Origin of the sequence: Cupriavidus sp. H18C1 (assembly GCF_049311595.1) — a bacterium.
Classification (GTDB): Bacteria; Pseudomonadota; Gammaproteobacteria; order Burkholderiales; family Burkholderiaceae; genus Cupriavidus; species Cupriavidus cauae.
Genome location: NZ_CP186008.1, coordinates 1,843,629 through 1,865,491, shown reverse-complemented (window position 1 = coordinate 1,865,491; position 21,863 = coordinate 1,843,629). Strand labels below are relative to the sequence as shown.

The following is a 21,863-nucleotide window of genomic DNA, read 5'->3' as shown; positions in this document are numbered from 1 at the left end:
GGGTGGCGCGGCGGCGGACCTGCCCGTGGCCGGCCTGGGCCAGCGGTGCGGGCAGGGCGCGCTTCGCCACGGGAACGATCCTTTGCCGGACCGGCTTACTCGTAGGCGAAGATGCTGCCGAGCTTGTCCATGCGCTCCAGGGCCATGCCCGAGCCGCGCACCACGCAGGTCAGCGGATCCTCGGCCACCAGCACCGGCAGGCCGGTTTCCTCGGCCAGCAGGCGGTCCAGGTCGCGCAGCAGCGCGCCGCCGCCGGTCAGCGTGATGCCGCGCTCGGCGATGTCGGCGCCCAGTTCCGGCGGAGTCTGCTCCAGGCCGATCTTCACGGTGGAGACGATCTGGTTCAGCGGATCGGTCAGCGCTTCTAGGATTTCGTTGGACGAAACCGTGAACGCGCGCGGGATGCCCTCGGACAGGTTGCGGCCCTTGACCTCCATCTCGCGCACTTCCGAACCCGGGAAGGCGGAGCCGATTTCCTTCTTGATCGCTTCGGCGGTCTGTTCGCCGATCAGCATGCCGTAGTTGCGGCGGATGTAATTGACGATGGCCTCGTCGAACTTGTCGCCGCCGACGCGCACCGAGCCCTTGTAGACCATGCCGCCCAGCGAGATGATGCCGACCTCGGTGGTGCCGCCGCCGATATCGACGACCATCGAGCCCGACGGCTCCGACACCGGCAGGCCGGCGCCGATCGCGGCGGCCATCGGTTCCTCGATCAGGTAGACCTGCGAGGCGCCGGCGCCCAGCGCCGACTCGCGGATCGCGCGGCGCTCGACCTGGGTCGAACCGCACGGCACGCAGATGATGATGCGCGGCGACGGACGCAGCAGCTTGCTGTCGTGCACCATCTTGATGAACTGCTTGAGCATCTGCTCGGTGACCGTGAAGTCGGCGATCACGCCGTCCTTCATCGGGCGGATCGCCTCGATGTTGCCCGGCACCTTGCCCAGCATCTGCTTGGCTTCCTTGCCGACTGCCTGAATGGTCTTCTTGGCGTTCGGGCCGCCGCCCAGGTGGATCGCGACCACCGACGGTTCGTCCAGCACGATGCCCTTGTCACGCATGTAGATCAGCGTGTTGGCGGTGCCGAGGTCGATCGCGAGATCGTTGGAAAAGTAGCTGCGGAGAAATCCGAACATCAGGAGTCCTGTTTTCTGGTGGGTTCGCAGGTATGCGAAGCGGCCGGCGCCAGTCCTTGGCGCCGGCCGCGATATTCATTGGGTTTCGATGGAAACGGCGCGCGTCTTCCGCGCATCCACGGTCCCGCCCATGCCGTTGCGGTGCGCCAGGCGAACCGCGACAGTCCTGAGGGATTTCGCCCGCCGGGCCGGCGGAACGCACTCCCACGGGAACCTTTGATTAGACGGCGCCAGAAAGTTCGCCAAACTTCATTTGGCGGATGGCCGGACGGCGGTCCGGGCGCCACAGACCCGGTACCCACAATGGGGCAGCGGCGAGTCGGTCTAATCGGAGGATCCTGGTCCGGGCCCCGCGGGCAGTCGGGTCCGGCGTCCTTCAGCGGCCGGACCCTGGGTCCAAGCGGCGAAGGCGCCGCCAGAGGCGGCGGCAAAACGGAATGATACCTTATAATTCCGCGTGTTTCGGCGGCAAATTGCCCTGAAAAAACCTGTAATTCTGACGATTGTGGGGCGTCGCGCGCGGCACTTTCCCCAGGCCGATGTCGACGCGGCAACGGCCCGGCAACGGCCCGGCAATGGCCCGGCAACTGCCCGACAGCGGTCCGGACGCGGCGCCGCCCAGGGCACGCCCGCCGGGCCGGTCCGGCGCCTCCCGACTCTGTCCGCACGGTCGTCCTTCTCCCGGTTTGTCCCGGCCTGTTGCCGGAGCGCCGGGCCCTCTGGAATTCCTCGCACCCACGCCATGGCACTCGAGTTAACCGACGTCAAGCGCATCGCCCATCTTGCCCGCATCGACATCAGCGATGAAGAAGCCGGCCAGACGCTCGGGCAACTGAATCAATTCTTCTCGCTGGTCGAGCAGATGCAGGCGGTCGACACCACCGGCGTCGCGCCGCTGGCGCATCCGCTGTCGGCGGTCCGCGAGATGCAGCAGCGCCTGCGCGAGGACGCCGTCACCGAGCCGAACCGGCGCGACGACTACCAGCGTCCCGCCCCGGCCACCGAGGCCGGCCTGTACCTGGTGCCGAAGGTGATCGAATAACGGTCCCGAAAACGGTCCCAGTAACGGTCCCGCACCCGGCTCGCCGACGTCGCCCGATTCTTCCGTATCGACGTACCGATACGCAGCGCGGCGTCTCCTGAATCGATCCGCCGGCGGCGCCCATGCCCCGCCGGCCGTTCCCCGAAGCTTTTCCGACACTCCATGTCTTCTTCCGCTTCCTCCTTCCCGGTCGGCTCGACCGTGACCTCGCTGCGCCAGATCGCCGATGCGCTCGCCGCCGGCGCGGTGTCGGCCGAAGAGCTGGCGCGCGACTACCTGGCCCGCATCGAGCAGGCCGGCGCGCTGAACGCCTATGTCCATGTCGACGCCGAGCTGACGCTGGCCCAGGCCCGCGCCGCGGACGCGCGCCGCGCGCGCGGCGAGGCCGGTCCGCTGACCGGCGTGCCGATCGCTCACAAGGACGTGTTCGTCACCCGCGGCTGGCGCTCGACGGCCGGCTCGCGCATGCTGGCCGATTACGAGAGCCCGTTCGACGCCACCGTGGTCGAGCGGCTGGCCGCCGCCGGCATGGTGACGCTGGGCAAGACCAATATGGACGAATTCGCGATGGGCTCGTCCAACGAGAACTCGCACTTCGGCCCGGTGCGCAATCCGTGGGACGCGTCGCGCGTGCCCGGCGGCTCGTCGGGCGGCTCGGCCGCGGCGGTGGCCGCGGGCCTGGCGCCGGCCGCCACCGGCACCGACACCGGCGGCTCGATCCGCCAGCCGGCCGCGTTCTCCGGCATCACCGGCATCAAGCCGACCTACGGCCGCGTGTCGCGCTTCGGCATGATCGCGTTCGCCTCGTCGCTGGACCAGGCCGGCCCGATGGCGCGCAGCGCCGAGGACTGCGCGCTGCTGCTCAATGCGATGGCCGGTTTCGACGAGCGCGATTCGACCTCGCTGACGCCGGCCCAGGGCGGCGTGGACGAAGACTTCACGCGGCTGCTGGGCCAGCCGCGCGGCGGCGCCAGCGCCAGCCAGCCGCTGGCCGGCCTGCGCATCGGCCTGCCGCGCGAGTACTTCGGCGCCGGCCTGTCGGCCGATGTCGAGGCCGCGGTGCGAGCGGCGCTGCGCGAATACGAGAAGCTCGGCGCGACGCTGGTCGAGGTGTCGCTGCCCAAGACCGAACTGTCGATCCCGGTCTACTACGTGATCGCGCCGGCCGAGGCCTCGTCGAACCTGTCGCGCTTCGATGGCGCGCGCTACGGCCACCGCGCCGCCGAGTACCGCGACCTGCTCGACATGTACAAGAAGACCCGGGCCGAGGGCTTCGGCTGGGAGGTCAAGCGCCGCATCCTGGTCGGCACCTATGTGCTGTCGCACGGCTACTACGACGCCTACTACCTGCAGGCGCAGAAGATCCGCCGCATCATCGCCGACGACTTCCAGCGCGCCTTCGGCGAATGCGACGTGATCATGGGACCGGTCGCGCCGACGGTGGCGTGGAAGCTCGGCGAGAAGAGCGCCGATCCGGTGCAGATGTACCTGGCCGACATTTTCACGCTGTCGACCAGCCTGGCCGGCCTGCCCGGCATGAGCGTGCCCTGCGGCTTCGGCGAGGGCGGCATGCCGGTCGGCCTGCAGATGATCGGCAACTACTTCGGCGAGGCGCAGCTGCTGCAGACCGCGCACGCCTTCCAGCAGGCCACCGACTGGCATTTGCGCCAGCCTTCGCAGGGATGACCATGAACGCGCTGTTTTCGACCCGCCCGTCCCTCCGCCTGGCTACCGGTCTGTCGGCCGGCCGCCTCGCCTTGACCGCCGTGCTGCTGGCCGCGCTGGCCGGCTGCATTCCGCTGCCGCGCATCGGCGGTCCGACGCCGATCGCCGATCGCGATATCGACCTGGCCGGCGACTGCCGCCGCACCGAGGAGGACGGGTTCCGCGAGGACGCGCAGCTGCGCGTGTCGGACAACAACGTGCAGCAGCTGTCGTGGAAGCTGTGGGTCGGCAAGCGCGGCTCGTGCAGCTTCGACCTGGCCGAGTTCCGCCAGACCCGCCGCAAGCCGCATATCGAGCTGGCCGCGCGCGACGGCAGCGCGTGCAAGCTGCTGGTCTGGCAGGACCCGCGCCGCGTCACGCTGGCGCACGCCAATTGCCAGAGCCGCTGCACGCCGGGCATCTACGAAGAGGCCTGGCCGGTCATGTTCGAACCGGGCACCGGCACCTGCGCGCGCACGCAATAACGCGCGGTAGAACCCGGAGCGACGGAACGCAGAGCGACGAAACGCACAGCGACACAACGCAGAACGCGGAACGCACAACGCAGAACGCGAAAGCAAACGGCGGCGCGGCCCATGCCGGCGCCGCCGCAAGGAACCAACAGGAATACCGCCATGCAATGGGAAGTGGTGATCGGCCTCGAAACGCATACGCAGCTATCGACGGCCTCGAAGATTTTTCCGGCGCCTCCACCGCGTTCGGCGCGGCGCCCAACACCCAGGCCTGCCCGGTCGATCTGGCGCTGCCCGGCACGCTGCCGGTGCTGAACAAGGCCGCGGTCGAACGTGCCATCCAGTTCGGCCTGGCGATCGGCGCCCATGTCGCGCCGCATAGCGTGTTCGCGCGCAAGAATTACTTCTACCCCGACCTGCCCAAGGGCTACCAGATCAGCCAGTACGAGATCCCGGTGGTGCAGGGCGGCAGCCTGACCTTCCAGGTCGAGGGCCGCAAGGGCGAGTTCTACGAGAAGACCGTGCAGCTGACCCGCGCCCACCTCGAGGAGGACGCCGGCAAGTCGCTGCACGAGGACTTCGCCGGCATGACCGGCATCGACCTGAACCGCGCCGGCACGCCGCTGCTCGAGATCGTCACCGAGCCCGACATGCGCAGCGCCGCCGAGGCGGTCGCCTATGCGCGCGCGCTGCACTCGCTGGTGGTGTGGCTGGGCATCTGCGACGGCAACATGCAGGAAGGCAGCTTCCGCTGCGACGCCAACGTGTCGGTGCGGCCGGTCGGCAGCGACAAGCTCGGCACGCGCCGCGAGATCAAGAACCTGAACTCGTTCCGCTTCCTGCAGCAGGCCATCGAATACGAGGTGCGCTGGCAGATCGCCGAGATCGAGGATGGCCGCGAGATCCAGCAGGCCACCGTGCTGTTCGATCCGGACACCGGCGAGACGCGCGCGATGCGGACCAAGGAAGACGCGCACGACTACCGCTACTTCCCCGATCCGGACCTGCTGCCGCTCGAGATCGAGCCGGCCTGGGTCGAGCGCGTGCGCGCCGCGATGCCGGAGCTGCCGGCCGCGATGCAGGCGCGCTTCGTCTCGCAATATGGCCTGCCCGCCTACGATGCCAGCGTGCTGACGTCGTCGAAGGCGCTGGCGAACTGGTTCGAGCAGGTCGTCGCCGAAGCCGGCGCGGCCAACGCCAAGCCCGCGGCGAACTGGCTGATGGGCGATGTCGCCTCGCAGCTGAACCGCGAGGGCATCGAGATCGATGGCGCGCCGATCCGTCCCGCCCAGCTCGCGCTGCTGCTCAAGCGCATCGCCGACGGCACGGTATCGAACAACACCGCCAAGAAGGACGTGTTCCCGGCGATGTGGGCCGGCGAGTGCGACGGCGACGCCGATGCGATCATCGCGGCCAAGGGCCTGAAGCAGATGTCGGACACCGGCGCGCTCGAGGCCATCATCGACGAGGTGCTGGCCGCCAACGCCAAGTCGGTCGAGGAGTTCCGCGCCGGCAAGGAGAAAGCGTTCAACGCGCTGGTCGGCCAGGCGATGAAGGCGACCAAGGGCAAGGCCAATCCGGCCCAGGTCAACGAGCTGCTGCGCAAGAAGCTGGGCTGACCGGCTCGGTGCAGGCAGATGAGGAACCCGCGCTCAAGCGCGGGTTTTTTCATGGCGCGGGGGGTTTGGCGCCATGCTGGTCGATCGATCGCCCGGCCCCTCTCCCCCGGCCCTCTCCCGCAGGCGGGAGAGGGAGAACACCGACAGCGTTTTTCTTCTCTCTCCCGCCTGCGGGAGAGAGCCTGGGGAGAGGGCTGCCCGCTCCTCACCAACTGCGTTTGCTACACTCCAGCGCAAATCGTTCGATGACCCGCCAATGAATCCGCAAGACGTCGCCGCCTATCTGCAAAGTCATCCCCAGTTCTTCGAGGACCACGCCGAGCTGCTGGCCTCGGTGCAGCTGACGAGCCCGCACAGCCATCGCGCGGTGTCGCTGCAGCAGCGCCAGATGGAAATCCTGCGCGAGAAGAACAAGGGCCTCGAACTGAAGCTGGCCAACCTGATGCGCCACGGCCACGACAACGACCGCACGCAGAACCGCATGCACGCGTGGCAGCTGCGGCTGCTCGGCGAGGCCGATGCGCTGGCGCTGCCGATGGCGGTCAGCCAGGGCCTGCAGCAGGTCTTCGATGTGCCGGCCGTCGCGCTGCGGCTGTGGCAGTTGGCCGAAACGCACGCCCCGCTCGATCTGCTGCGCGGCGAACAGGCCGCCGCGACCGAAGCCGCGCGCCGCTTTGCCGAGGGCCTGCAGACGCCGTATTGCGGCGGCAATCCGTGGGCCATCGAACCGGCCGTCGCCGAAGAGGGCGCCCTGCCTGCACCCGCACCCGCGTCTGCGGCCGCGGCCGATACGCTCGGCGAAGGCGGCAAGCAGGCGGTCGACTGGCTCGAGCGCGACGACATCGCTTCGCTCGCGATGGTCGCGCTGCGCGCCCCCGCCGGCGAGGACGCCGAAACGGGTCCGACCTTCGGCCTGCTGGTGCTCGGCTCGCCCGACCCGCGCCGCTTCCACGAAGGCATGGGCACCGCCTATCTGAGCCGCATCGGCGAACTGGCCGGCGCGGCGCTGGCGCGCCTGCGCGCCTGACGCGAGGACCCGGGCGGCAACAGATGGCCCGCTCCCGCGAACCCGCCGCCGCGGCGGACGCCCCCGCTCCCGCCCTCGATCCGCTGCTGCGCACCTATCTCGACTGGCTGGCCAGCAGCCGCAAGCTCGCCGAGCACACGCTGGTCGGCTACCGGCGCGACCTGTCGGTATTGCAGGCGCAGGCCGCCAAATTCGCGCCCGGTACCGCGCTGACGGCGCTGCGCACCGACCAGATCCGCAGCTTCGCCGCGCGCCTGCGCGGCAGCGGCCTCGCTGCCACCAGCATTGCGCGGGCGCTGTCGGCCTGGCGCGGCTTCTACCTGTGGGCCGCGCGGCACGGCCACGGCGTCGAGGCCAATCCGGTGGACGGCGTGCGCGCCCCCCAAGGCCGGACGGCCGCTGCCCAAGGCGCTGTCGGTCGAGCATGCGGTGGCGCTGGTCGGCCAGCCGGCCGGCGAGGGCGCCGAAGGGCTGCGCGACCAGGCCGTGTTCGAGCTCGGCTATTCCAGCGGCCTGCGCGTGTCCGAGCTGGTGCAGCTCGATCTGCGCTACGTGGAAGAGGACGGCTATCGCTCGTCGGGCTGGATCGACCTGGCCGCGGGCGAGGTCACGGTGCTCGGCAAGGGTTCGCGCCGCCGCAGCGTGCCGGTCGGCAGCAAGGCGGTGCAGGCGCTGCGCGCGTGGCTGGCGGTGCGGGACGAATGGGTAAGGGCGACGGCCGAGGTCGGCCATCGGCACGCGCTTTTCCTGTCGCGGCGCGGCGAGCGGCTGTCGGACCGCACCGTGCGCACCCGCATCAAGCAGCAGGCCATCCGCGCCGGCGTGCCGGCCGACGTGCATCCGCACATGCTGCGGCACTCGTTCGCCAGCCACGTGCTGCAGTCGTCGGGCGACCTGCGTGCGGTGCAGGAGATGCTGGGCCACGCCAGCGTGGCCACCACGCAGATCTACACGGCGCTCGATTTCCAGCATCTGGCCAAGGTCTACGACCAGGCCCATCCGCGCGCACGGCTCGCAGAGCGGGACACGGCGGCGACTGCCTCGACGCCATCGACCCCCCTCGAAGTCATCGATGCCGGACGACGACGAACCGGCCTGAGGCTCCTGGCTTCCGCTCAAGCCCAAGCCCAAGCCCAAGCCTAGGCCCACTGCGACAGCACCTGCCGGAACGCCGCGATCTCCGGCAGCAGCCAGGTGCGGAACGCCTGCACCTTCGGCGTATCGAGCATCGCCGGCGCGCAGACGAAGTACAGCAGCCAAGGGCACGGGATGCTGACGTCGAACAGCCGCACCACCCGTCCCGACAGCAAGTCGTTATAGGCCAGCGACGAGCGGATCAGCGCGATGCCCTGGCCCTCGGCCGCGGCTTGCAGCAGCAGCGACGAGTCCTCGAACATCAGGCCCTTGCGCGGTTCGGGCCAGTCCAGCCCGGCCGCCTCGAACCAGGGCCGCCACGGATCGCCTTCGCCGCGCAGCAGCGTCAGCCCCTGCATGTCCTCGGGGCGCGCCGGCAGCTTGCCGCCCAGGAAGTTCGGGCTGCAGACCGGGAAGAACACGTCGTCGAGCAGCCGTTCCACATAGAGCCCCGGATAGTCGCCGCTGCCCATGCGCAGCGCCACGTCGACCTCGTCGCGCGTGAAGTCGACCAGCGTGTTCGACGACATCAGCTCGACGTCCAGCTCGGGATGCCGCTCGATGAAGCTGCCGATGCGCGGCGTCAGCCAGCGCGCCGCGAACGACGGCATGGTGCTGATGGTCAGCCGCTTGTCGCGCGTGCCGGACTGCAGCGCGCGCGTCGCCTCGGCGATCTGCAACAGCGCGTCGCGAACGCGCTCGGCGTAGACGCGTCCGGCCGGCGTCAGGCTGACCCGCTTGCCGTTGCGGGCGAACAGCGGCTGGCCCAGTTCCTCTTCCAGTGCCCGTACCTGATGGCTGACCGCCCCATGGGTGACGAACAGCTCGGTGGCCGCGCGCGAGAAGCTCTCGTGCCGGGCGGCGGCCTCGAAGGCGCGCAGCGCGGTCAGCGCCGGCAGCCGGGGCAGTTCCCGATGCCAGGCGCGCGGCAGTTCGGCGGGGTTGCGCTTGAGGGTCATTGCAGCGTTCGTCGGGGGTTCGTTATGTGAGATTGGCTAACAAGGGAAATCAATATATATCGTTTTGGGGGTGGCCGGGCAATCACTAGAATGCAGTGCATCGGGACCGCAACAGCGAGCGCGCCAGGCTAAACCAGGCTAGACACGGTAAAGCGCGACGCCAGCCACGCGAGATTCGCGTGCCGGACGGTACCGTCACCTTAGTGAAGGAAGTCCAAAATGGAAACCCTGCTCACAACGACCGTCTTCAGCCTGAACCCGGGCGAGGTCGCGCCGCTGTCGGTGCATACCGCGCAACGGCTTTATGTGGAAGATGCCGCCGGCCTGAACCTGTGGGTCACCCGCGACGGCGATTCGGAAGATTACTGGCTGCGCTGCGGCGCCAGCCTGCAGCTGAACCGCGGCGACGAGGTGGTGCTCAGCGTCGATCCGCGCGCCGAGCGCCCGGTACGGCTGGCGCTGATCGCCGAGGCGCGCCGCCCGGCGGCGACCAACCTGCCGCATCTGGTGAATCGCATCGTGAGGCGCCTGGTTCGAGGCACGCAATGGTCGCCTAGCCAGGAGGTCGTCGCCGCGTCCTGAACGGAACGGGGAAGCGGAAGCGAAAGCGGGAGGCAGGCGCCATCTGCGGCTGGTGTACAGCCGGCCGCCGGCGCCCGGTCCCCGACGACGGTTATCCCAGCCGCGGACAACCGTGACACAACCCTGACGGCGCCAGGGTGACAGCCGCCAGCGAAGCGGGGCCGGTGCGAACCGGCCCTTTTCGCTACACTCTCGGCATGCAAGCAATCGAAGTCATCGAACGGGGCCGGGAGGACTACGCGCCCTGTTTCGACGCGATGCGCGCCTACACCGCCGCGCGCACCGCCGAATCTCCCGACCAGATCTGGCTCGTCGAGCATCCGCCGGTCTACACGCTGGGCCAGGCGGGCGACCCCTCGCATCTGCTGTCGCCCGATCCGGCAATCCCGCTGGTGCGGATCGATCGTGGCGGACAGATCACTTATCACGGGCCGGGCCAGGTCGTCGCCTATCTGCTGCTGGACTTGCGCCGCCGCCACCTGATGGTGCGCGAGCTGGTCCATGCGATCGAGCAAGCGGTGCTGGACACGCTCGCGGCGTATAATCTGCCCGCCGAACGCAAGCCTGGCGCGCCCGGCATCTATCTGTCCGACGGTCCGCACCGCGGCGCCAAGATCGCCGCGCTGGGCCTGAAGATCCGCAACGGCTGCAGCTACCACGGCGTCAGCCTGAACGTGCGGATGGATCTGGACCCGTTCCTGCGTATCAACCCGTGCGGTTATGCCGGTCTCGAAACGGTCGACATGGCCCGCGCCGGCGCGACGGTGCCCGCGGCCGATGCCGACGGCGGCGTGCGCCGGGAAGCGGTCGACGCCCGGCATCAACCCGAGATCGCGCGACGCCTGGCGGCGGCATTGTGCGAGGTACTGGCGGCGGCGCAGCTTCGCGCGGCGGGCAGCGAGTCCGCGGCGAACCAGCCAGTGAACCAGCCAGCGAACGAACAAGCCGCCATGGCCCCCGGCCAACTGACACCCCTGACCACGGCCTAGCCGACCTATGCGCGCGGGGGAGCGCGCGGAGAACACCATGAGCGACGCCCTGATCGCCAACTCGAATCCCCAAGGCGATGCCGCCCAAGGCGCGGCCTACGACCCGACCCGCAAGCAGAAGTCGGCCGACAAGACCGCCCGCATTCCGATCAAGATCGTCCCCGCCGAGAAGCTGAAGAAGCCGGACTGGATCCGCGTGAAGGCGGCCACCGGCAATTCGCGCTTCTACGAGATCAAGGACATCCTGCGCGCCAACAACCTGGTGACGGTGTGCGAGGAAGCGAGCTGCCCGAACATCGGCGAATGCTTCGGCAAGGGCACCGCGACGTTCATGATCATGGGCGACAAGTGCACGCGCCGCTGCCCGTTCTGCGACGTCGGCCACGGCCGCCCGGATCCGCTCGATGTCAACGAGCCGCTGAACCTGGCCAAGACCATCGCCCAGCTGAAGCTGAACTACGTGGTGATCACCAGCGTCGATCGCGACGACCTGCGCGACGGCGGCGCCCAGCACTATGTGGATTGCATCAGCAAGACCCGCGAGCTGTCGCCGATCACCCGCATCGAGGTGCTGGTGCCGGACTTCCGCGGCCGCCTGGACAAGGCGCTGGACATCCTGCAGGCCTGCCCGCCGGACGTGATGAACCACAACCTGGAAACGGTGCCGCGCCTCTACAAGCAGGCCCGTCCCGGCGCCGACTACGCGCACTCGCTGAAGCTGCTGCAGGAGTTCAAGCGCCGCAATCCGGACGTGCCGACCAAGTCCGGCCTGATGGTGGGCCTGGGCGAGACCGACGAGGAAATCCTCGAGGTCATGCGCGACATGCGGGCGCACGACATCGACATGCTGACCATTGGCCAGTATCTCGCACCGTCGAATCACCACCTGCCGGTGCTGCGCTACGTCCATCCCGACACCTTCAAGATGTTCGAGGAAGAGGCCTACAAGATGGGCTTCACCCACGCCGCGGTCGGTGCGATGGTGCGCAGCTCCTACCATGCCGACCAGCAGGCGCACCAGGCCGGCTTCGCCTGATCCCGCCCGGCGCCCTTCCGTGGCGCCGGCATCCGCCTTGCCCGACAACGATTGCGCGGCCGCCGCTTCCGCGGCGGCAGTTTCCGCGGCTGCCCCTGCTCTTGATGCGGGCACCAGCCGCCTGCGCACGCCGCGCGATATCACCGATCTGCTCAATTTCCGTCTCGCGGCGCTGGTTGGCGCCAGCGGCGCGGCCGTGATCCGCCTGTGCGAGGGCCAGTACGGTGTGTCGCGCCGCGAATGGGCGCTGCTGGGGCTGCTTGCCGTGCGCGGCGCGCAGGCGCCGTCGGAGATCGCGGATCAATGCCATCTGGACCGCACGCGCGTGTCGCGCGCGATCACGCGCCTGACCGCCAAGGGTTTGATCCGGCGGCAGACGCTGGACGGCGACCGCCGGCGCGCCAGCGTCGCGCTGACGCCGGCGGGGCAGGCGCTCTATCGGCAGTTGTTCGACGAGGTGGCGGCGATCAACCGGCAGCTGGTCGAGACGCTATCGGAGGAAGAACTGGCGACCCTCGACACGCTGTTGACCGCGCTGACCGAGCAGGCGGTACGCGTCAAGCGGCAGGTCGCCACCACGGTCAGCACCAACCGCTGGCGGGGCGGCGGTGCGCGGCGCCAGTGGTCGGCGCCGGAGCCGGCGTCGGACGATGCGCCAAAGGAGGCGTCTGACGATGCGTCGGAGGACGAACTGCAAACGCAGGCCGTCTCCGGCCAGGACCGCGCCGACCGCTAGCGCGGCGCCGATCGTCAGCCCACCGCCTAACGTCAGCGTAGCCCACCGCCAGCGGGGTCGATCGCCAGCGGGCGCCCGTTGGCGCGGCACCGACCGCCAGCGCAGCGCCGACGCTTAACGCAGCGCCTCCCGCGCGCCGCGCCATTTCTCGTGCAGCAGCTCCTCCGGGAGTTCGCTCTCGTCCCAGAATCCCAGCAGGATGCCCTTGCGGACCGATGCGCCGCGCATCGCCGCGATGCGGTCGTCGCTGATCGCGGTGCGCTGCGACTGCCGCAGTCCCCATTGCGCGAGCGCCAGATACATCCGCTCGCATTGCGCCTGGTGGGCCGGATCGGCGCCGAGGTCGTGCAGCTCGTGCGGGTCCTCGGCCAGGTCGAACAGCATCGGCCGGAAGCCCGGCGCGTGGATGTACTTCCAGCGCTCGTCGACCACCATGAACAGCCGCGCATCGAGCGGCGCGACGCCGAGCGACACCGCGGCACCGGTGGCCGAGTAGTCGTATTCGCTGATCGCATACCGGCGCCAGCTGGCCGGCGCCTGCCCGTGCAGCCAGGGCTGCAGCGGGCGTCCCTCGAGCCGGTGCGGCTGCGCCGGGCCGCCGCAGGCTTCGACGAAGGTCGGCACCAGGTCGATCGCCTCGACCAGCGCATCGCATACCGAGCCGCGCGTCGCGTCGGCCGCCGGCGAGGGATCGACGACGATCAGCGGCAGCCGCACCGAGGGCTCGTGGAACAGGTCCTTCTCGCCCATCCAGTGGTCGCCCAGATAGTCGCCATGATCGGAGGTGAACACGATCATGGTGTCGTCGAGCCGGCCCTGCCTCTCGAGGAAGCGCATCAGCACGCCGATCTGGTCGTCGATCTGCGTGATCAGGCCCATATAGGCGGGAATCACCGCCTCGCGCACCTCGTCGCGCGAGAACGCGCGGCTGACGCGCGAATTGAGGAAGGCCTGGTAAATCGGATGCGGCTGCGCGCGCTCGGCCTCGCTGCGCACCGGCGGCGGTACGTCGGCCGGGCCGTACATCGCGTGATAGGGCGCGGGCGCGATGCAGGGCCAGTGCGGCTTGATATAGGACAGATGCAGGCACCACGGCGCCTCGCCCGCCTGCTCGATGAATTCCATCGCGCGCCGGGTCATGTACGGCGTTTCGGAATGCTCCTCGGCCACGCGCGCCGGGCGGGTCGAATTGCGCAGCAGCCAGCCCGACAGCAGATTGCCGTGCTCGTCCTCGCCGGCGTTGGCCCAGTCGTCCCAGCCGTCGTCGCCGGCATAGCCCAGCTCGCGCAGATACTGGTTGTAGCGCACCGGCTTGGGATCGTAGCGGCCGGCCGGGCCGCTGCCGTGCAGGCCGTCGTCGCGCTCGTACGGATCGAAGCCGCACTCGGCCACGCGCGTGCCGATCAGCGAATTGGGGTCGATGCCCAGCCGCGCCATGCCCTCGGTGTCGGCCGCCATATGGGTCTTGCCGACCAGCACGGTCTGCCGGCCGAGCGGTCGCAGATAGTCGCCCAGCGTCATCTCGCCGACCTTCAGCGGGAAGTTGTTCCAGGCGGCGCCGTGCGAATCGACATAGCGGCCGGTGTAGAAGCTCATCCGCGACGAGCCACAGATCGTCGATTGCGCATAGGCGCGCGAGAAGCGCACCCCGCGCGCGGCCAGCGCGTCGATATTCGGCGTACGGATGGTCGGATGCCCGGTGCAGGACAGGTAGTCCCACCGCAGCTGGTCGCACATGATGAAAAGGATATTGCGGGCCATCGCCGTCGCTCCTTGCTGATCCAGTCCGGCCGGAGGTTATTGCTGGAAGCCGCTGCGCTTGACCACCGGCTGCCACTGGGCGTTGTAGGTCTTGAGCATGTCCGCGGTCTGCTGCTGCGTGCTGGCCACCGGCTGCATGTTGGCGGCGACGAAGCGCTGCTGCACCGCCGGGTCCGACATCACGCTGTGGATCGCCGCGGACAGCGCCCTGACCTTCTCGGGCGGCATCGACTTCGGCGCGAAGAACGCGTTCCAGCCGTCGGCGGCCAGGTCGATGCCGGCCTCCTTCAGCGTGGGGATGTCCTTGGCGAACGACGAGCGCGTCTTGCCCGAGACCGCCAGGATCTTCAGCTTGCCGCTCTGATGCAGCGACAGCACCGCGTCGAGCGTGTCGACGCCGACCGGCACCTGGCCGCCCAGCATGTCGGTGGCCAGCGGCGCCGAGCCCTTGTAGCCGACCACGTCGCCCTTGACGCCGGCGCGCTCGGCCAGCATCAGCGCGAAGAAGTGGGGCAGGCTGCCGGTGGCCGGCACGCCGAAGAAGGCCTTGCCGGGATTGGCCTTGAGCCAGGCCACCAGATGCGACATCTCGCGGACCGGTACCTGCGGGCCGGTGATCACGGCGAAGTCGTAGGACGAGACCTGCGACACCGGCACGAAATCGGCGTCGGGGTCGTAGCTGGTGTCCTTGAACACCAGCGGCGCCACCGTCATCACGGCGGGATTGCCGAGCATCAGCACGTTGTCGGCGGGACCGGCGTGGCGGACCTGCTGCGCGGCCAGCCGTCCGCCGGCGCCGGCCTTGTTCTCGACCACCACGGTGACGCCGTACTTTGCCTGCAGCGCCTGGCCGACGATGCGCGCGGCGCGGTCCGAGGCGCCGCCGGGCGCGTAGCCGACGACGAAGCGCAGCGGTCCGTCGATCTTCTCGATTTTCTGTGCCAGCGCGGCGGGCGCGCCGGCGGCGCCCGCCGCGAGCAGCGCCACGGCCACGGCTGCCTGGCGGGCCTTGCGGGTCAATTCTGCGAATGTCATGGCGTCTCCGTGAGGTTCCTTTCTACGAGGTTGCGGGCAAATTTAAGCGGGACATCGACGATTGATCTAATCAACTATCGGCGCGCGCCGCTATGGAAAACCCTAGGCGTGGGCATGGCGGCACAGGTTTCGCAAAACTCACTTTCTCGATAAATTGCCGATAAGACGCATTGCGGGTTCCGGCGCGCTTTCCGGACTGCATTCCGGGGCGCATTGCCGAACGCATTACCGAACGCATTCCCCGACGCATTCCCTGACGCATTCCCGAACCCCGCGCCACCTGGATTCCGGACCGATCACCACCATGGCCACCTGCACGATCCACCGCCTTGCCGAGCGCGCGCTGCTGTGCAGCGTGCCGCCTCCCGCGTCGCTCGACGTGCAACGCCGCTTCTGGGCGATGGCCGACCTGGCGGGCGCATGGCCCGGCGTGGTGGACGCCTATCCCGGCATGAACAGCCTGACGGTGCTGTTCGACGACGGGGCCGACCCGGTCCGGCTCGAAGCCGCGCTGGCGCAGGCGTGGGCGCGCGGGGGAGGGCGGTAACGTCGGCGGCAAGGTCAGCGGCGAGGTCGGCGGCGAGGCCGGCGCCCACGGCCGCGCCAGCGTCAGCCCCACCGCCGGCCCTAACGCCGGCCCCACCGCCGGCCCCAACGCCGGCCCCACCGCCGGCCCCAACACCGGCCCCAACGCCGGCCCCAACGCCGGCCCCAACACCGGCCCCAACACCGGCCCCAACGTCGCTGGCCGCGTCGTCGAGATTCCCGTCCGCTACGGTGGCGACGACGGCCCCGACCTGGCCGACGTGGCGGCCCACACCGGCTTGACACCCGAGGAAGTGGTTCGGCGGCACAGCGCCGGCATCTATACCGTCTATTTCCTCGGCTTCCAGCCCGGCTTCGCCTATCTCGGCGGGCTCGACCCCGCGCTGGCGACGCCGCGGCGAACCGAGCCGCGGCTGGCGGTGCCCGCCGGCGCGGTCGGCATCGGCGGCGAGCAGACCGGTGTCTATCCCGCGGCCGCGCCCGGCGGCTGGCAATTGATCGGGCGCACCGAATTGCCGCTGTTCCTGCCCGAGCGCGATCCGCCCTCGCTGCTGGCGCCGGGCGATACCGTGCGCTTCGTGGTGGCATCGGTCGACGGACCGGTCGCCACGCCGGACGCCAAATCGGACGCCGGCTCGGACGCAAGGTCGGATGCAAGGTCGGATGCCGGATCGGATCCCAAGGCGGGAGCGCGACCGGACGCCAAATCGGACGCCAAACCGGTCGCCAAACCGGTCGCCAAACCGGTCGCCAAACCGGTCGCCAAACCGGTCGCCGGATCGGTCGCCAAATCGGTGCGCCCATGATCGAGATCCTTCGCCCCGGCGCGCTGGCGTCGATCCAGGACCTCGGCCGCAACGGCATGCGGCGGTTCGGCGTCGGCGGCACCGGCGCGCTCGACAGCGTCGCGCTGCGGGTCGGCAATCTGCTGCTGGGCAATGAGCCCGGGGCGGCCGCCATCGAATTCACGCTGGGCCGCGCCACGGTCCGCTTCCACGCCGACCTGCGCATCGCGCTGACCGGTGCCGAATGCCGCGCCGACCTCGACGGCGAGCCGGTCTGGTGCTGGCATGCGTTCGACGTGCGCGCGGGCAGCACGCTGACGCTGCCCGCGCCCCGTGGCGGCACCCGTACCTATTTGTGCGTGGCTGGCGGCATCGACGTGCCGCTGGCGATGGGCTCGCGCAGCACCGACCTGAAGGCCGGCTTCGGCGGACACCAGGGCCGCGCGCTGCGGCGGGGCGATCGGCTGGCGGCGCTACGGCCCGGCTTCGGTCCGGCGCCATTGCCGCCGATCGGCGTGCTGGCGCCCGCGTGGGCGTTGCCGTCTCCGTTGTCTCCGTCGTCTCTGTTGTCACCGTCGTCTCCGTCGTCACCGCCGCAGCAATCGCAGCAGTCGTCGTCGCCGTCACAGCCGCCGCAGTCGTGGCAGTCGCCTCAGTCGCCTCAGTCGCCTCAGTCGCCTCAGTCACTGCGGACGCCGCAGTCGTCGCCGTCGCCAGCATCCGCCGATAGTCGCGCGCTGCCGATCCGCATGCTGCCGGGGCTGGAGTACGATCAGTTCGAGGCCGATGCCCAGCAGGCGCTGTGGCAGGCCGACTGGACCGTCACGCCGAACAGCAACCGCATGGGCTTCCGGCTCGAAGGTCCCGCGCTGGCGCGGCGGCCCGGCGCACCGGAACTGCTGTCCCATGGCGTGGTGCCGGGCGTCATGCAGGTGCCACCGGGCGGTCAGCCGATCGTGCTGATGGCCGATGCCCAGACCACCGGCGGCTATCCGAAGATCGGCGTCGTCATCGAGGCCGATCTGTGGCGCCTCGCGCAGGCGCCGCTCGGCGCCGCCGTGCGTTTCCACCGCGTCGGCCTCGAGGAGGCCGAGGCCGCGCGCATGCAGGTGCAGACCTATCTGCGCCAGATCGCGCAGGCGGTGGCGTGGCAGTCGGAGGCGCGGACCGGGGCGCAGGCGCTGGCCGCGCGGCGGCGCGCGATGACGCGCCGGCTGTCACCGGCCGACGCCACGCTGCCGTGACGCGAGCGGACCCAACGAACGCGACGAACGGACCGAGCGCACCGACCCACTGACGCACCGACGCATCGAACCGAACGCAACGAACGCAACGAACGCAACGAACGCAACGAACGAACCAAGCGCACCGCGCGCACCGAGCGCGACGAACCCGACGAACCCGACGAACGCAACGAACCGCCCGAACCATCCTGGAGACCCGTCATGCAGATCGATCTGAACGCCGACCTCGGCGAAGGCTGCGGCAGCGACGAAGCGCTGCTGGCATTGATCAGCTCGGCCAATATCGCCTGCGGCTGGCATGCCGGCGACGCGTCCACCATGCTGCAGACGGTGCAGTGGGCGCTGGCCAGAGGCGTCGCCATCGGCGCGCATCCGAGCTATCCCGACCGCGAGAACTTCGGCCGCACCGAGATGCAGCGCGACCCGCGCGACATCTATGCCGACGTGCTGTACCAGATCGGCGCGCTCGCGGCGATCGTCAAGGCCCAGGGCGGCCGCCTCGCCCACGTCAAGGCGCATGGCGCGCTCTACAACCAGGCCGCGCGCAACCGCGCGCAGGCGCAGGCGATCGTCGACGCGGTGCGCGACTTCGATCCGCGGCTGACCTTCTTCGGCCTGGCCGGCAGCGTGATGATCGAGGCCGCGCGCGAGGCCGGACTGACGGTCAAGGAAGAGGTCTTCGCCGACCGCGGCTACAACTCCGACGGCTCCCTGGTCCGCCGCGGCACGCCCGGTGCGCTGCTCGACGACGAAGAGGCCGTGCTGTCGCAAACGCTGTCGATGGTCCGCGAGCACAAGGTCCGCGCCATCGACGGACAATGGATACCGATCCAGGCCGACACGGTCTGCCTGCACGGCGACGGGCCGCATGCGCTGGCCTTCGCGCAACGGATACGGGATCGTCTGCAGGAAGAGGGGATTGCGGTGCGGGCTTAGGTGGGACCGATGTTCTTGTTCGAATTGCCCTGAACTTGTGCCGCGAATCGAACTGGTGTTGCCTGTATCGATATGAGGGCTATACTGCCTGCGTTGCAGACGAGCGCGGACGATTGTAGAGGTCGTCAGTATGGCGGCAGCCTCAACAGGTGGGCTCCTCGAGTCCGGCGTCTGCAACACTTCCTTGTAGTGCCCTTAGCGCCAAGCCACTGCGGAGGGACGATCACCAGTCAACGCTGCGATGACACGTCGACATTGGTCCGTGTCATGACACCACAGCTTGACGCCATAGCCATCGAGCCTTCCATTGCTCCGATACACATTGCGCCGAAGCAGGTGCAAATAGCGCCCCTCCGTTTCGCCATAGATGTTCCGGTGCACCGCATAGAACGCGCTTGTTGCGATCGCGTCCGCGATTTGCAGGCCAGCCAGCTGGTCGTGATTGACTGCACGCACGTGTCGCAGGTCCAGGCTCGCCCAATGGATGCGACAGTGGTTGCGCTGCTCCAGCAAGCGCAGATAGGCGGATAGCGCCTCGTACGACATCGCGGACCGGTTCGAGAAGATCAGCTCCGCCTTGCCGTTTCCGTAGCCCTCCACTGCGCAATCACGGCATAGCCAACTGACTCGCTCCAATAACAATCGGGTCGCGCATCGATAGAGCGAAAATTTCTCTCGCTGAAACACTTCTCTGGCCTTGATCGACGGCTTGTGAATCATCACGTGGATGTGTCGCAATGCGGCCGTACCAATCAGGCGCGCGAATGGGACACGCTGCTCATGGCGCAAATTGCGGAAATGCAAAGGCGTCTTCTGGGGTTTTCCAAGCAGCTCGCGGGCGCGCTTTGCAATACCCACCATCTCCAGGTCTCGATGGCGCCGTACGACCGCAGCAGATAGCACGAACCACCGCGAACTCCCTCTTTCATCAGGAAGAAACTGGAATCCCTCGTCGCCCGATTCATCGACATAAACGCGGAAGCTGCAGGTCATCGGAGAACACGACACCCGGCAGTGCCGCGACTTATTGCGAAAGCGCAGAGCGTACGCGCGTTGGTTTCCGAGATAGTCGCAGGCTGCTGCCGTCTTCCGATTCTGGAATATGTGAAAACGGTGACGCCGTACGATAGGCGCGGGTTTGCGGCGCTAGGTGGTTTCGCCGTTTGCGGGTCGGCTTCCCCGCCGGCTGCGCCGTTCCCTCCGTCGCGTCAGCCCGAACTGCTCGACGCGCCAGGCGAGATAGCAGAAGGCGAGGAACGGCCACAGCCAGCCGAGCCATTGGGCCAGGCCGTTGAAATGGACGAAGCGGCCGAGGCGCCAGCCTTGTTCGGAGACCCAGGCGTAGGGATTGGGCGGCAGCACGTTGGTCAGGATCACCAGCGTCAGCAGCGCGCTCATCGCCAGGATGCCGCGCAGCGGGCGCGGCAGGCGCACCAGCAGCACCAGCGCGAGCGTGCCGGTTACCAGCGCGTAGCGCCCCCCTTCGGACAGCCAGTTGAAGGCGTTGTCTGCGGGGAACTGCAGTTCGGCCGCGAGTCCCTTGAGCAGCAGCGTGGCGGCCAGCAGGCCGGCGAGGATGCGCAGCGTCGGCGCCTGCCGGCGCATCGCCACCGAGGCGAACAGGCCGGTGCCGACCCATGCGCAGCCGGTCACCAGCGATTCGAGCAACTGGTGCTGCTGCATGTCGTCGGGCCGCAGGCCGATGTCCTCCTGCAGCCGCAGGAAGCCGGGGAACACCCACTGCACCAGCTGCATCGGCCACGACTCGGGATTGGTCAGCCATTGCCGCACCAGGCCGCCCATGCCGAACAGATGCTCCTGCGGGAAGATCTGCGCGAACGGCCACAGCAGGATCAGGATGATGGCGAAGCTGGCGTGCGACTCGAACCAGGCGATGCGCAGGCGCCGCAGCGTGCCGCGGTCGATCATCGCGCTGGCGAACGGCGCCATCATCGTGCCGCCCAGCAGCGCGCCCAGCGCATTGGTCATCAGGTCGATATTCGACGGAATGCGGTTGGGCAGCCAGGTCTGCAGCGCCTCCATCGCGCCGGACAGCACGATGCCGGCCGCGAAGGCCAGCAGCGCCGCGCGCGCCCCCCGTCACGCGCGGATGCAGCGACAGCACCACCAGCGCGCCGAACGGGCAATAGCCGAGCACATTGGTCAGCAGATCGAAGTCGGTGATGTAGCGCGGCTTGGGCGCATTGAGGAAGGCCCACGGCGAGATGCCGTTGTCGGTCCAGCCGGTAAACGGGTACAGGCTGGCGTAGATCATCAGCAGCGTCATGCACAGCAGGCCGAAGCGCGCCAGCGGCGAATGCCGCAGCGTGCTGGCGCTCTCGGGCGGGATCGCGGCGAAGCGCGGGTCCGGCGGCGTGGAGGACGGAGGCAGATCGGCCTGTTTCATGGTGCCGCAGTCATGGCGTACCGCTTCAGCGTACCGGCAGCGTCGCCACCCAGTCGATGATGGCTGCGATCACGGCATCGGTGCTGCCGGCCAGCGCGCGCACGCCGCCCGCGCCGTCGGCGCTGGGGGGCGGGCTGCTCGGCGGTGAAGGTCTTCTGGCCGATCATGCCGTTGCGCATCACGGTGGCGCGCACCTGCACCACGCCGCGGCTGCTGTCGGCGCTGTCGAAGACCTGCTCGAAGTCGACGATATCGACCTTCAGCGCGGGCGCCTGCGTGTCGCCGCCCCAGCTCAGTTCGCCGCGCGCCGACACCGCTTCGCGCAGCCGTTCGTCGAACAGCCGCACCGGCGACATGATCCAGCGCTGCGTGGCATAGGGCTGCAGGCGCTCGGCCTGGGCATAGCGCAGCCGGTAGTGGATCGCGTTGCCGTCGAGCCAGGACGGGCCATCGGTGGACAGCACGCGCAGCCGCGGCAGCGTCTTGCCCGCTGCCGCCGACGGCGCTGCGGTGGGCGGGCCGAGATCGTAGGTCGTGCTCTGCGGCGTATCCGGCAGCAGCGAACAGCCGGTCAGCAGCGCGGCGGCCAACAAGGTAACGGCCAACGGGGTGGCGGCCAGCAGGGGGGCGGGCAGCATCGCGCCGGCGCCGCGACGAAGCCTGGCGGAAACGTGGGCGAGGCGGAACGGGGCAGCGTCGGTCATGGGCA

The 21,863-nt window shown here is 69.1% G+C and carries 17 protein-coding genes and 4 pseudogenes; 14 read left to right on the top strand and 7 right to left on the bottom strand.

What is annotated here, in order from left to right:
- Positions 1–95: 95 nt before the first annotated feature.
- On the bottom strand, positions 96–1,139 hold the full coding sequence (locus OJJOAM_RS08710; protein ID WP_023264573.1) for a rod shape-determining protein: 1,044 nt from the start codon (positions 1,137–1,139) through the stop codon (positions 96–98).
- Positions 1,140–1,881: 742 nt separating this feature from the next.
- On the opposite strand from OJJOAM_RS08710, the gene gatC reads away from it, so the two are divergent.
- The 6 genes and pseudogenes from gatC (at position 1,882) to OJJOAM_RS08680 (ending at position 8,147) form a co-directional block, all read left to right on the top strand.
- A complete protein-coding gene (gene gatC, locus OJJOAM_RS08705; protein ID WP_208580609.1) occupies positions 1,882–2,181 on the top strand; it encodes an Asp-tRNA(Asn)/Glu-tRNA(Gln) amidotransferase subunit GatC in 300 nt (99 codons plus the stop codon).
- Positions 2,182–2,343: 162 nt separating this feature from the next.
- Entirely contained in the window at positions 2,344–3,867 is a 1,524-nt protein-coding gene (gatA, locus tag OJJOAM_RS08700) for an Asp-tRNA(Asn)/Glu-tRNA(Gln) amidotransferase subunit GatA (protein WP_422647714.1), read from the top strand.
- Positions 3,864–4,370: a hypothetical protein gene (locus OJJOAM_RS08695; RefSeq protein WP_422647713.1), complete on the top strand. Its 507-nt coding sequence runs from the start codon at positions 3,864–3,866 to the stop codon at positions 4,368–4,370. Before gatA ends, OJJOAM_RS08695 begins: the two co-directional genes overlap by 4 nt.
- A gap of 150 nt (positions 4,371–4,520) precedes the next feature.
- Positions 4,521–5,977 (top strand): annotated as a pseudogene (gene gatB / locus OJJOAM_RS08690) (Asp-tRNA(Asn)/Glu-tRNA(Gln) amidotransferase subunit GatB).
- Positions 5,978–6,233: 256 nt separating this feature from the next.
- Positions 6,234–7,004 carry a DUF484 family protein gene (locus OJJOAM_RS08685; protein ID WP_422647712.1) on the top strand — a complete coding sequence of 257 codons (771 nt, stop codon included), beginning with the start codon at positions 6,234–6,236 and terminating at the stop codon, positions 7,002–7,004.
- Between the two features lie 23 nt (positions 7,005–7,027).
- Positions 7,028–8,147, top strand: a pseudogene (locus tag OJJOAM_RS08680) (tyrosine recombinase XerC).
- Here OJJOAM_RS08680 and OJJOAM_RS08675 read toward each other — a convergent pair.
- Positions 8,144–9,097 (bottom strand): transcriptional regulator GcvA, encoded by a 954-nt coding sequence (locus tag OJJOAM_RS08675; protein WP_422647711.1) that lies wholly within the window; start codon positions 9,095–9,097, stop codon positions 8,144–8,146. The pseudogene OJJOAM_RS08680 and the gene OJJOAM_RS08675 sit on opposite strands and share 4 nt — an antisense overlap.
- Before the next feature lie 219 nt (positions 9,098–9,316).
- Between OJJOAM_RS08675 and OJJOAM_RS08670 the strand changes: the two genes are divergently transcribed.
- From OJJOAM_RS08670 to OJJOAM_RS08655, 4 genes are all read left to right on the top strand, one after another.
- Positions 9,317–9,679, top strand: coding sequence for a DUF2917 domain-containing protein (locus tag OJJOAM_RS08670; protein ID WP_422647710.1), 363 nt, complete (start codon positions 9,317–9,319; stop codon positions 9,677–9,679).
- Positions 9,680–9,876: 197 nt separating this feature from the next.
- Positions 9,877–10,668, top strand: coding sequence for a lipoyl(octanoyl) transferase LipB (gene lipB / locus OJJOAM_RS08665; RefSeq protein ID WP_422649540.1), 792 nt, complete (start codon positions 9,877–9,879; stop codon positions 10,666–10,668).
- 37 nt (positions 10,669–10,705) lie between these two features.
- Positions 10,706–11,704 carry a lipoyl synthase gene (gene lipA, locus OJJOAM_RS08660; RefSeq protein ID WP_422647709.1) on the top strand — a complete coding sequence of 333 codons (999 nt, stop codon included), beginning with the start codon at positions 10,706–10,708 and terminating at the stop codon, positions 11,702–11,704.
- A 37-nt stretch (positions 11,705–11,741) separates the two neighbouring features.
- A complete protein-coding gene (locus OJJOAM_RS08655; protein ID WP_422647708.1) occupies positions 11,742–12,440 on the top strand; it encodes a MarR family winged helix-turn-helix transcriptional regulator in 699 nt (232 codons plus the stop codon).
- A 114-nt stretch (positions 12,441–12,554) separates the two neighbouring features.
- Here OJJOAM_RS08655 and OJJOAM_RS08650 read toward each other — a convergent pair whose 3' ends face one another.
- On the bottom strand, positions 12,555–14,201 hold the full coding sequence (locus tag OJJOAM_RS08650) for an alkaline phosphatase family protein (RefSeq protein WP_422647707.1): 1,647 nt from the start codon (positions 14,199–14,201) through the stop codon (positions 12,555–12,557).
- 36 nt (positions 14,202–14,237) lie between these two features.
- Positions 14,238–15,236: a tripartite tricarboxylate transporter substrate-binding protein gene (locus OJJOAM_RS08645; RefSeq protein ID WP_422647706.1), complete on the bottom strand. Its 999-nt coding sequence runs from the start codon at positions 15,234–15,236 to the stop codon at positions 14,238–14,240.
- A gap of 304 nt (positions 15,237–15,540) precedes the next feature.
- Here OJJOAM_RS08645 and OJJOAM_RS08640 point away from each other — a divergent pair, with 304 nt between their 5' ends.
- The 4 genes and pseudogenes from OJJOAM_RS08640 to pxpA all read left to right on the top strand — a co-directional run bounded on the left by OJJOAM_RS08640 (position 15,541) and on the right by pxpA (position 18,747).
- Entirely contained in the window at positions 15,541–15,783 is a 243-nt protein-coding gene (locus OJJOAM_RS08640) for a carboxyltransferase domain-containing protein (protein ID WP_422647705.1), read from the top strand.
- Positions 15,784–15,982: 199 nt separating this feature from the next.
- Positions 15,983–16,375, top strand: a pseudogene (gene pxpB, locus OJJOAM_RS08635) (5-oxoprolinase subunit PxpB); the annotation flags it as partial.
- A 209-nt stretch (positions 16,376–16,584) separates the two neighbouring features.
- Positions 16,585–17,811 (top strand): biotin-dependent carboxyltransferase family protein, encoded by a 1,227-nt coding sequence (locus tag OJJOAM_RS08630; RefSeq protein WP_422647704.1) that lies wholly within the window; start codon positions 16,585–16,587, stop codon positions 17,809–17,811.
- Between the two features lie 201 nt (positions 17,812–18,012).
- Entirely contained in the window at positions 18,013–18,747 is a 735-nt protein-coding gene (gene pxpA, locus OJJOAM_RS08625; RefSeq protein ID WP_422647703.1) for a 5-oxoprolinase subunit PxpA, read from the top strand.
- A gap of 195 nt (positions 18,748–18,942) precedes the next feature.
- On the opposite strand, the gene OJJOAM_RS08620 is transcribed toward pxpA, so the two are convergent.
- The 3 genes and pseudogenes from OJJOAM_RS08620 to OJJOAM_RS08610 all read right to left on the bottom strand — a co-directional run bounded on the left by OJJOAM_RS08620 (position 18,943) and on the right by OJJOAM_RS08610 (position 21,858).
- A complete protein-coding gene (locus OJJOAM_RS08620) occupies positions 18,943–19,740 on the bottom strand; it encodes a DUF3800 domain-containing protein (protein ID WP_422647702.1) in 798 nt (265 codons plus the stop codon).
- A gap of 153 nt (positions 19,741–19,893) precedes the next feature.
- Positions 19,894–21,154 (bottom strand): annotated as a pseudogene (locus OJJOAM_RS08615) (VanZ family protein).
- Positions 21,151–21,858, bottom strand: a complete 708-nt coding sequence (locus tag OJJOAM_RS08610) for an ABC-type transport auxiliary lipoprotein family protein (RefSeq protein ID WP_422647701.1) — start codon at positions 21,856–21,858, stop codon at positions 21,151–21,153. Before OJJOAM_RS08610 ends, OJJOAM_RS08615 begins: the two are co-directional and overlap by 4 nt.
- Positions 21,859–21,863: the final 5 nt, after the last annotated feature.

Bases quoted from the DNA above. Each gene is read 5' to 3' on its own strand.
- OJJOAM_RS08695 (WP_422647713.1), top strand. From the start codon at position 3,864: ATGACCATGAACGCGCTGTTTTCGACCCGCCCGTCCCTCCGCCTGGCT.
- OJJOAM_RS08685 (WP_422647712.1), top strand. From the start codon at position 6,234: ATGAATCCGCAAGACGTCGCCGCCTATCTGCAAAGTCATCCCCAGTTC.
- OJJOAM_RS08670 (WP_422647710.1), top strand. From the start codon at position 9,317: ATGGAAACCCTGCTCACAACGACCGTCTTCAGCCTGAACCCGGGCGAG.
- OJJOAM_RS08650 (WP_422647707.1), bottom strand. From the start codon at position 14,201: ATGGCCCGCAATATCCTTTTCATCATGTGCGACCAGCTGCGGTGGGAC.
- lipA (WP_422647709.1), top strand. From the start codon at position 10,706: ATGAGCGACGCCCTGATCGCCAACTCGAATCCCCAAGGCGATGCCGCC.
- lipB (WP_422649540.1), top strand. From the start codon at position 9,877: ATGCAAGCAATCGAAGTCATCGAACGGGGCCGGGAGGACTACGCGCCC.
- gatA (WP_422647714.1), top strand. From the start codon at position 2,344: ATGTCTTCTTCCGCTTCCTCCTTCCCGGTCGGCTCGACCGTGACCTCG.
- OJJOAM_RS08610 (WP_422647701.1), bottom strand. From the start codon at position 21,858: ATGACCGACGCTGCCCCGTTCCGCCTCGCCCACGTTTCCGCCAGGCTT.
- gatC (WP_208580609.1), top strand. From the start codon at position 1,882: ATGGCACTCGAGTTAACCGACGTCAAGCGCATCGCCCATCTTGCCCGC.
- OJJOAM_RS08620 (WP_422647702.1), bottom strand. From the start codon at position 19,740: ATGACCTGCAGCTTCCGCGTTTATGTCGATGAATCGGGCGACGAGGGA.
- OJJOAM_RS08640 (WP_422647705.1), top strand. From the start codon at position 15,541: ATGGCCACCTGCACGATCCACCGCCTTGCCGAGCGCGCGCTGCTGTGC.
- OJJOAM_RS08710 (WP_023264573.1), bottom strand. From the start codon at position 1,139: ATGTTCGGATTTCTCCGCAGCTACTTTTCCAACGATCTCGCGATCGAC.
- OJJOAM_RS08630 (WP_422647704.1), top strand. From the start codon at position 16,585: ATGATCGAGATCCTTCGCCCCGGCGCGCTGGCGTCGATCCAGGACCTC.
- OJJOAM_RS08675 (WP_422647711.1), bottom strand. From the start codon at position 9,097: ATGACCCTCAAGCGCAACCCCGCCGAACTGCCGCGCGCCTGGCATCGG.
- pxpA (WP_422647703.1), top strand. From the start codon at position 18,013: ATGCAGATCGATCTGAACGCCGACCTCGGCGAAGGCTGCGGCAGCGAC.
- OJJOAM_RS08645 (WP_422647706.1), bottom strand. From the start codon at position 15,236: ATGACATTCGCAGAATTGACCCGCAAGGCCCGCCAGGCAGCCGTGGCC.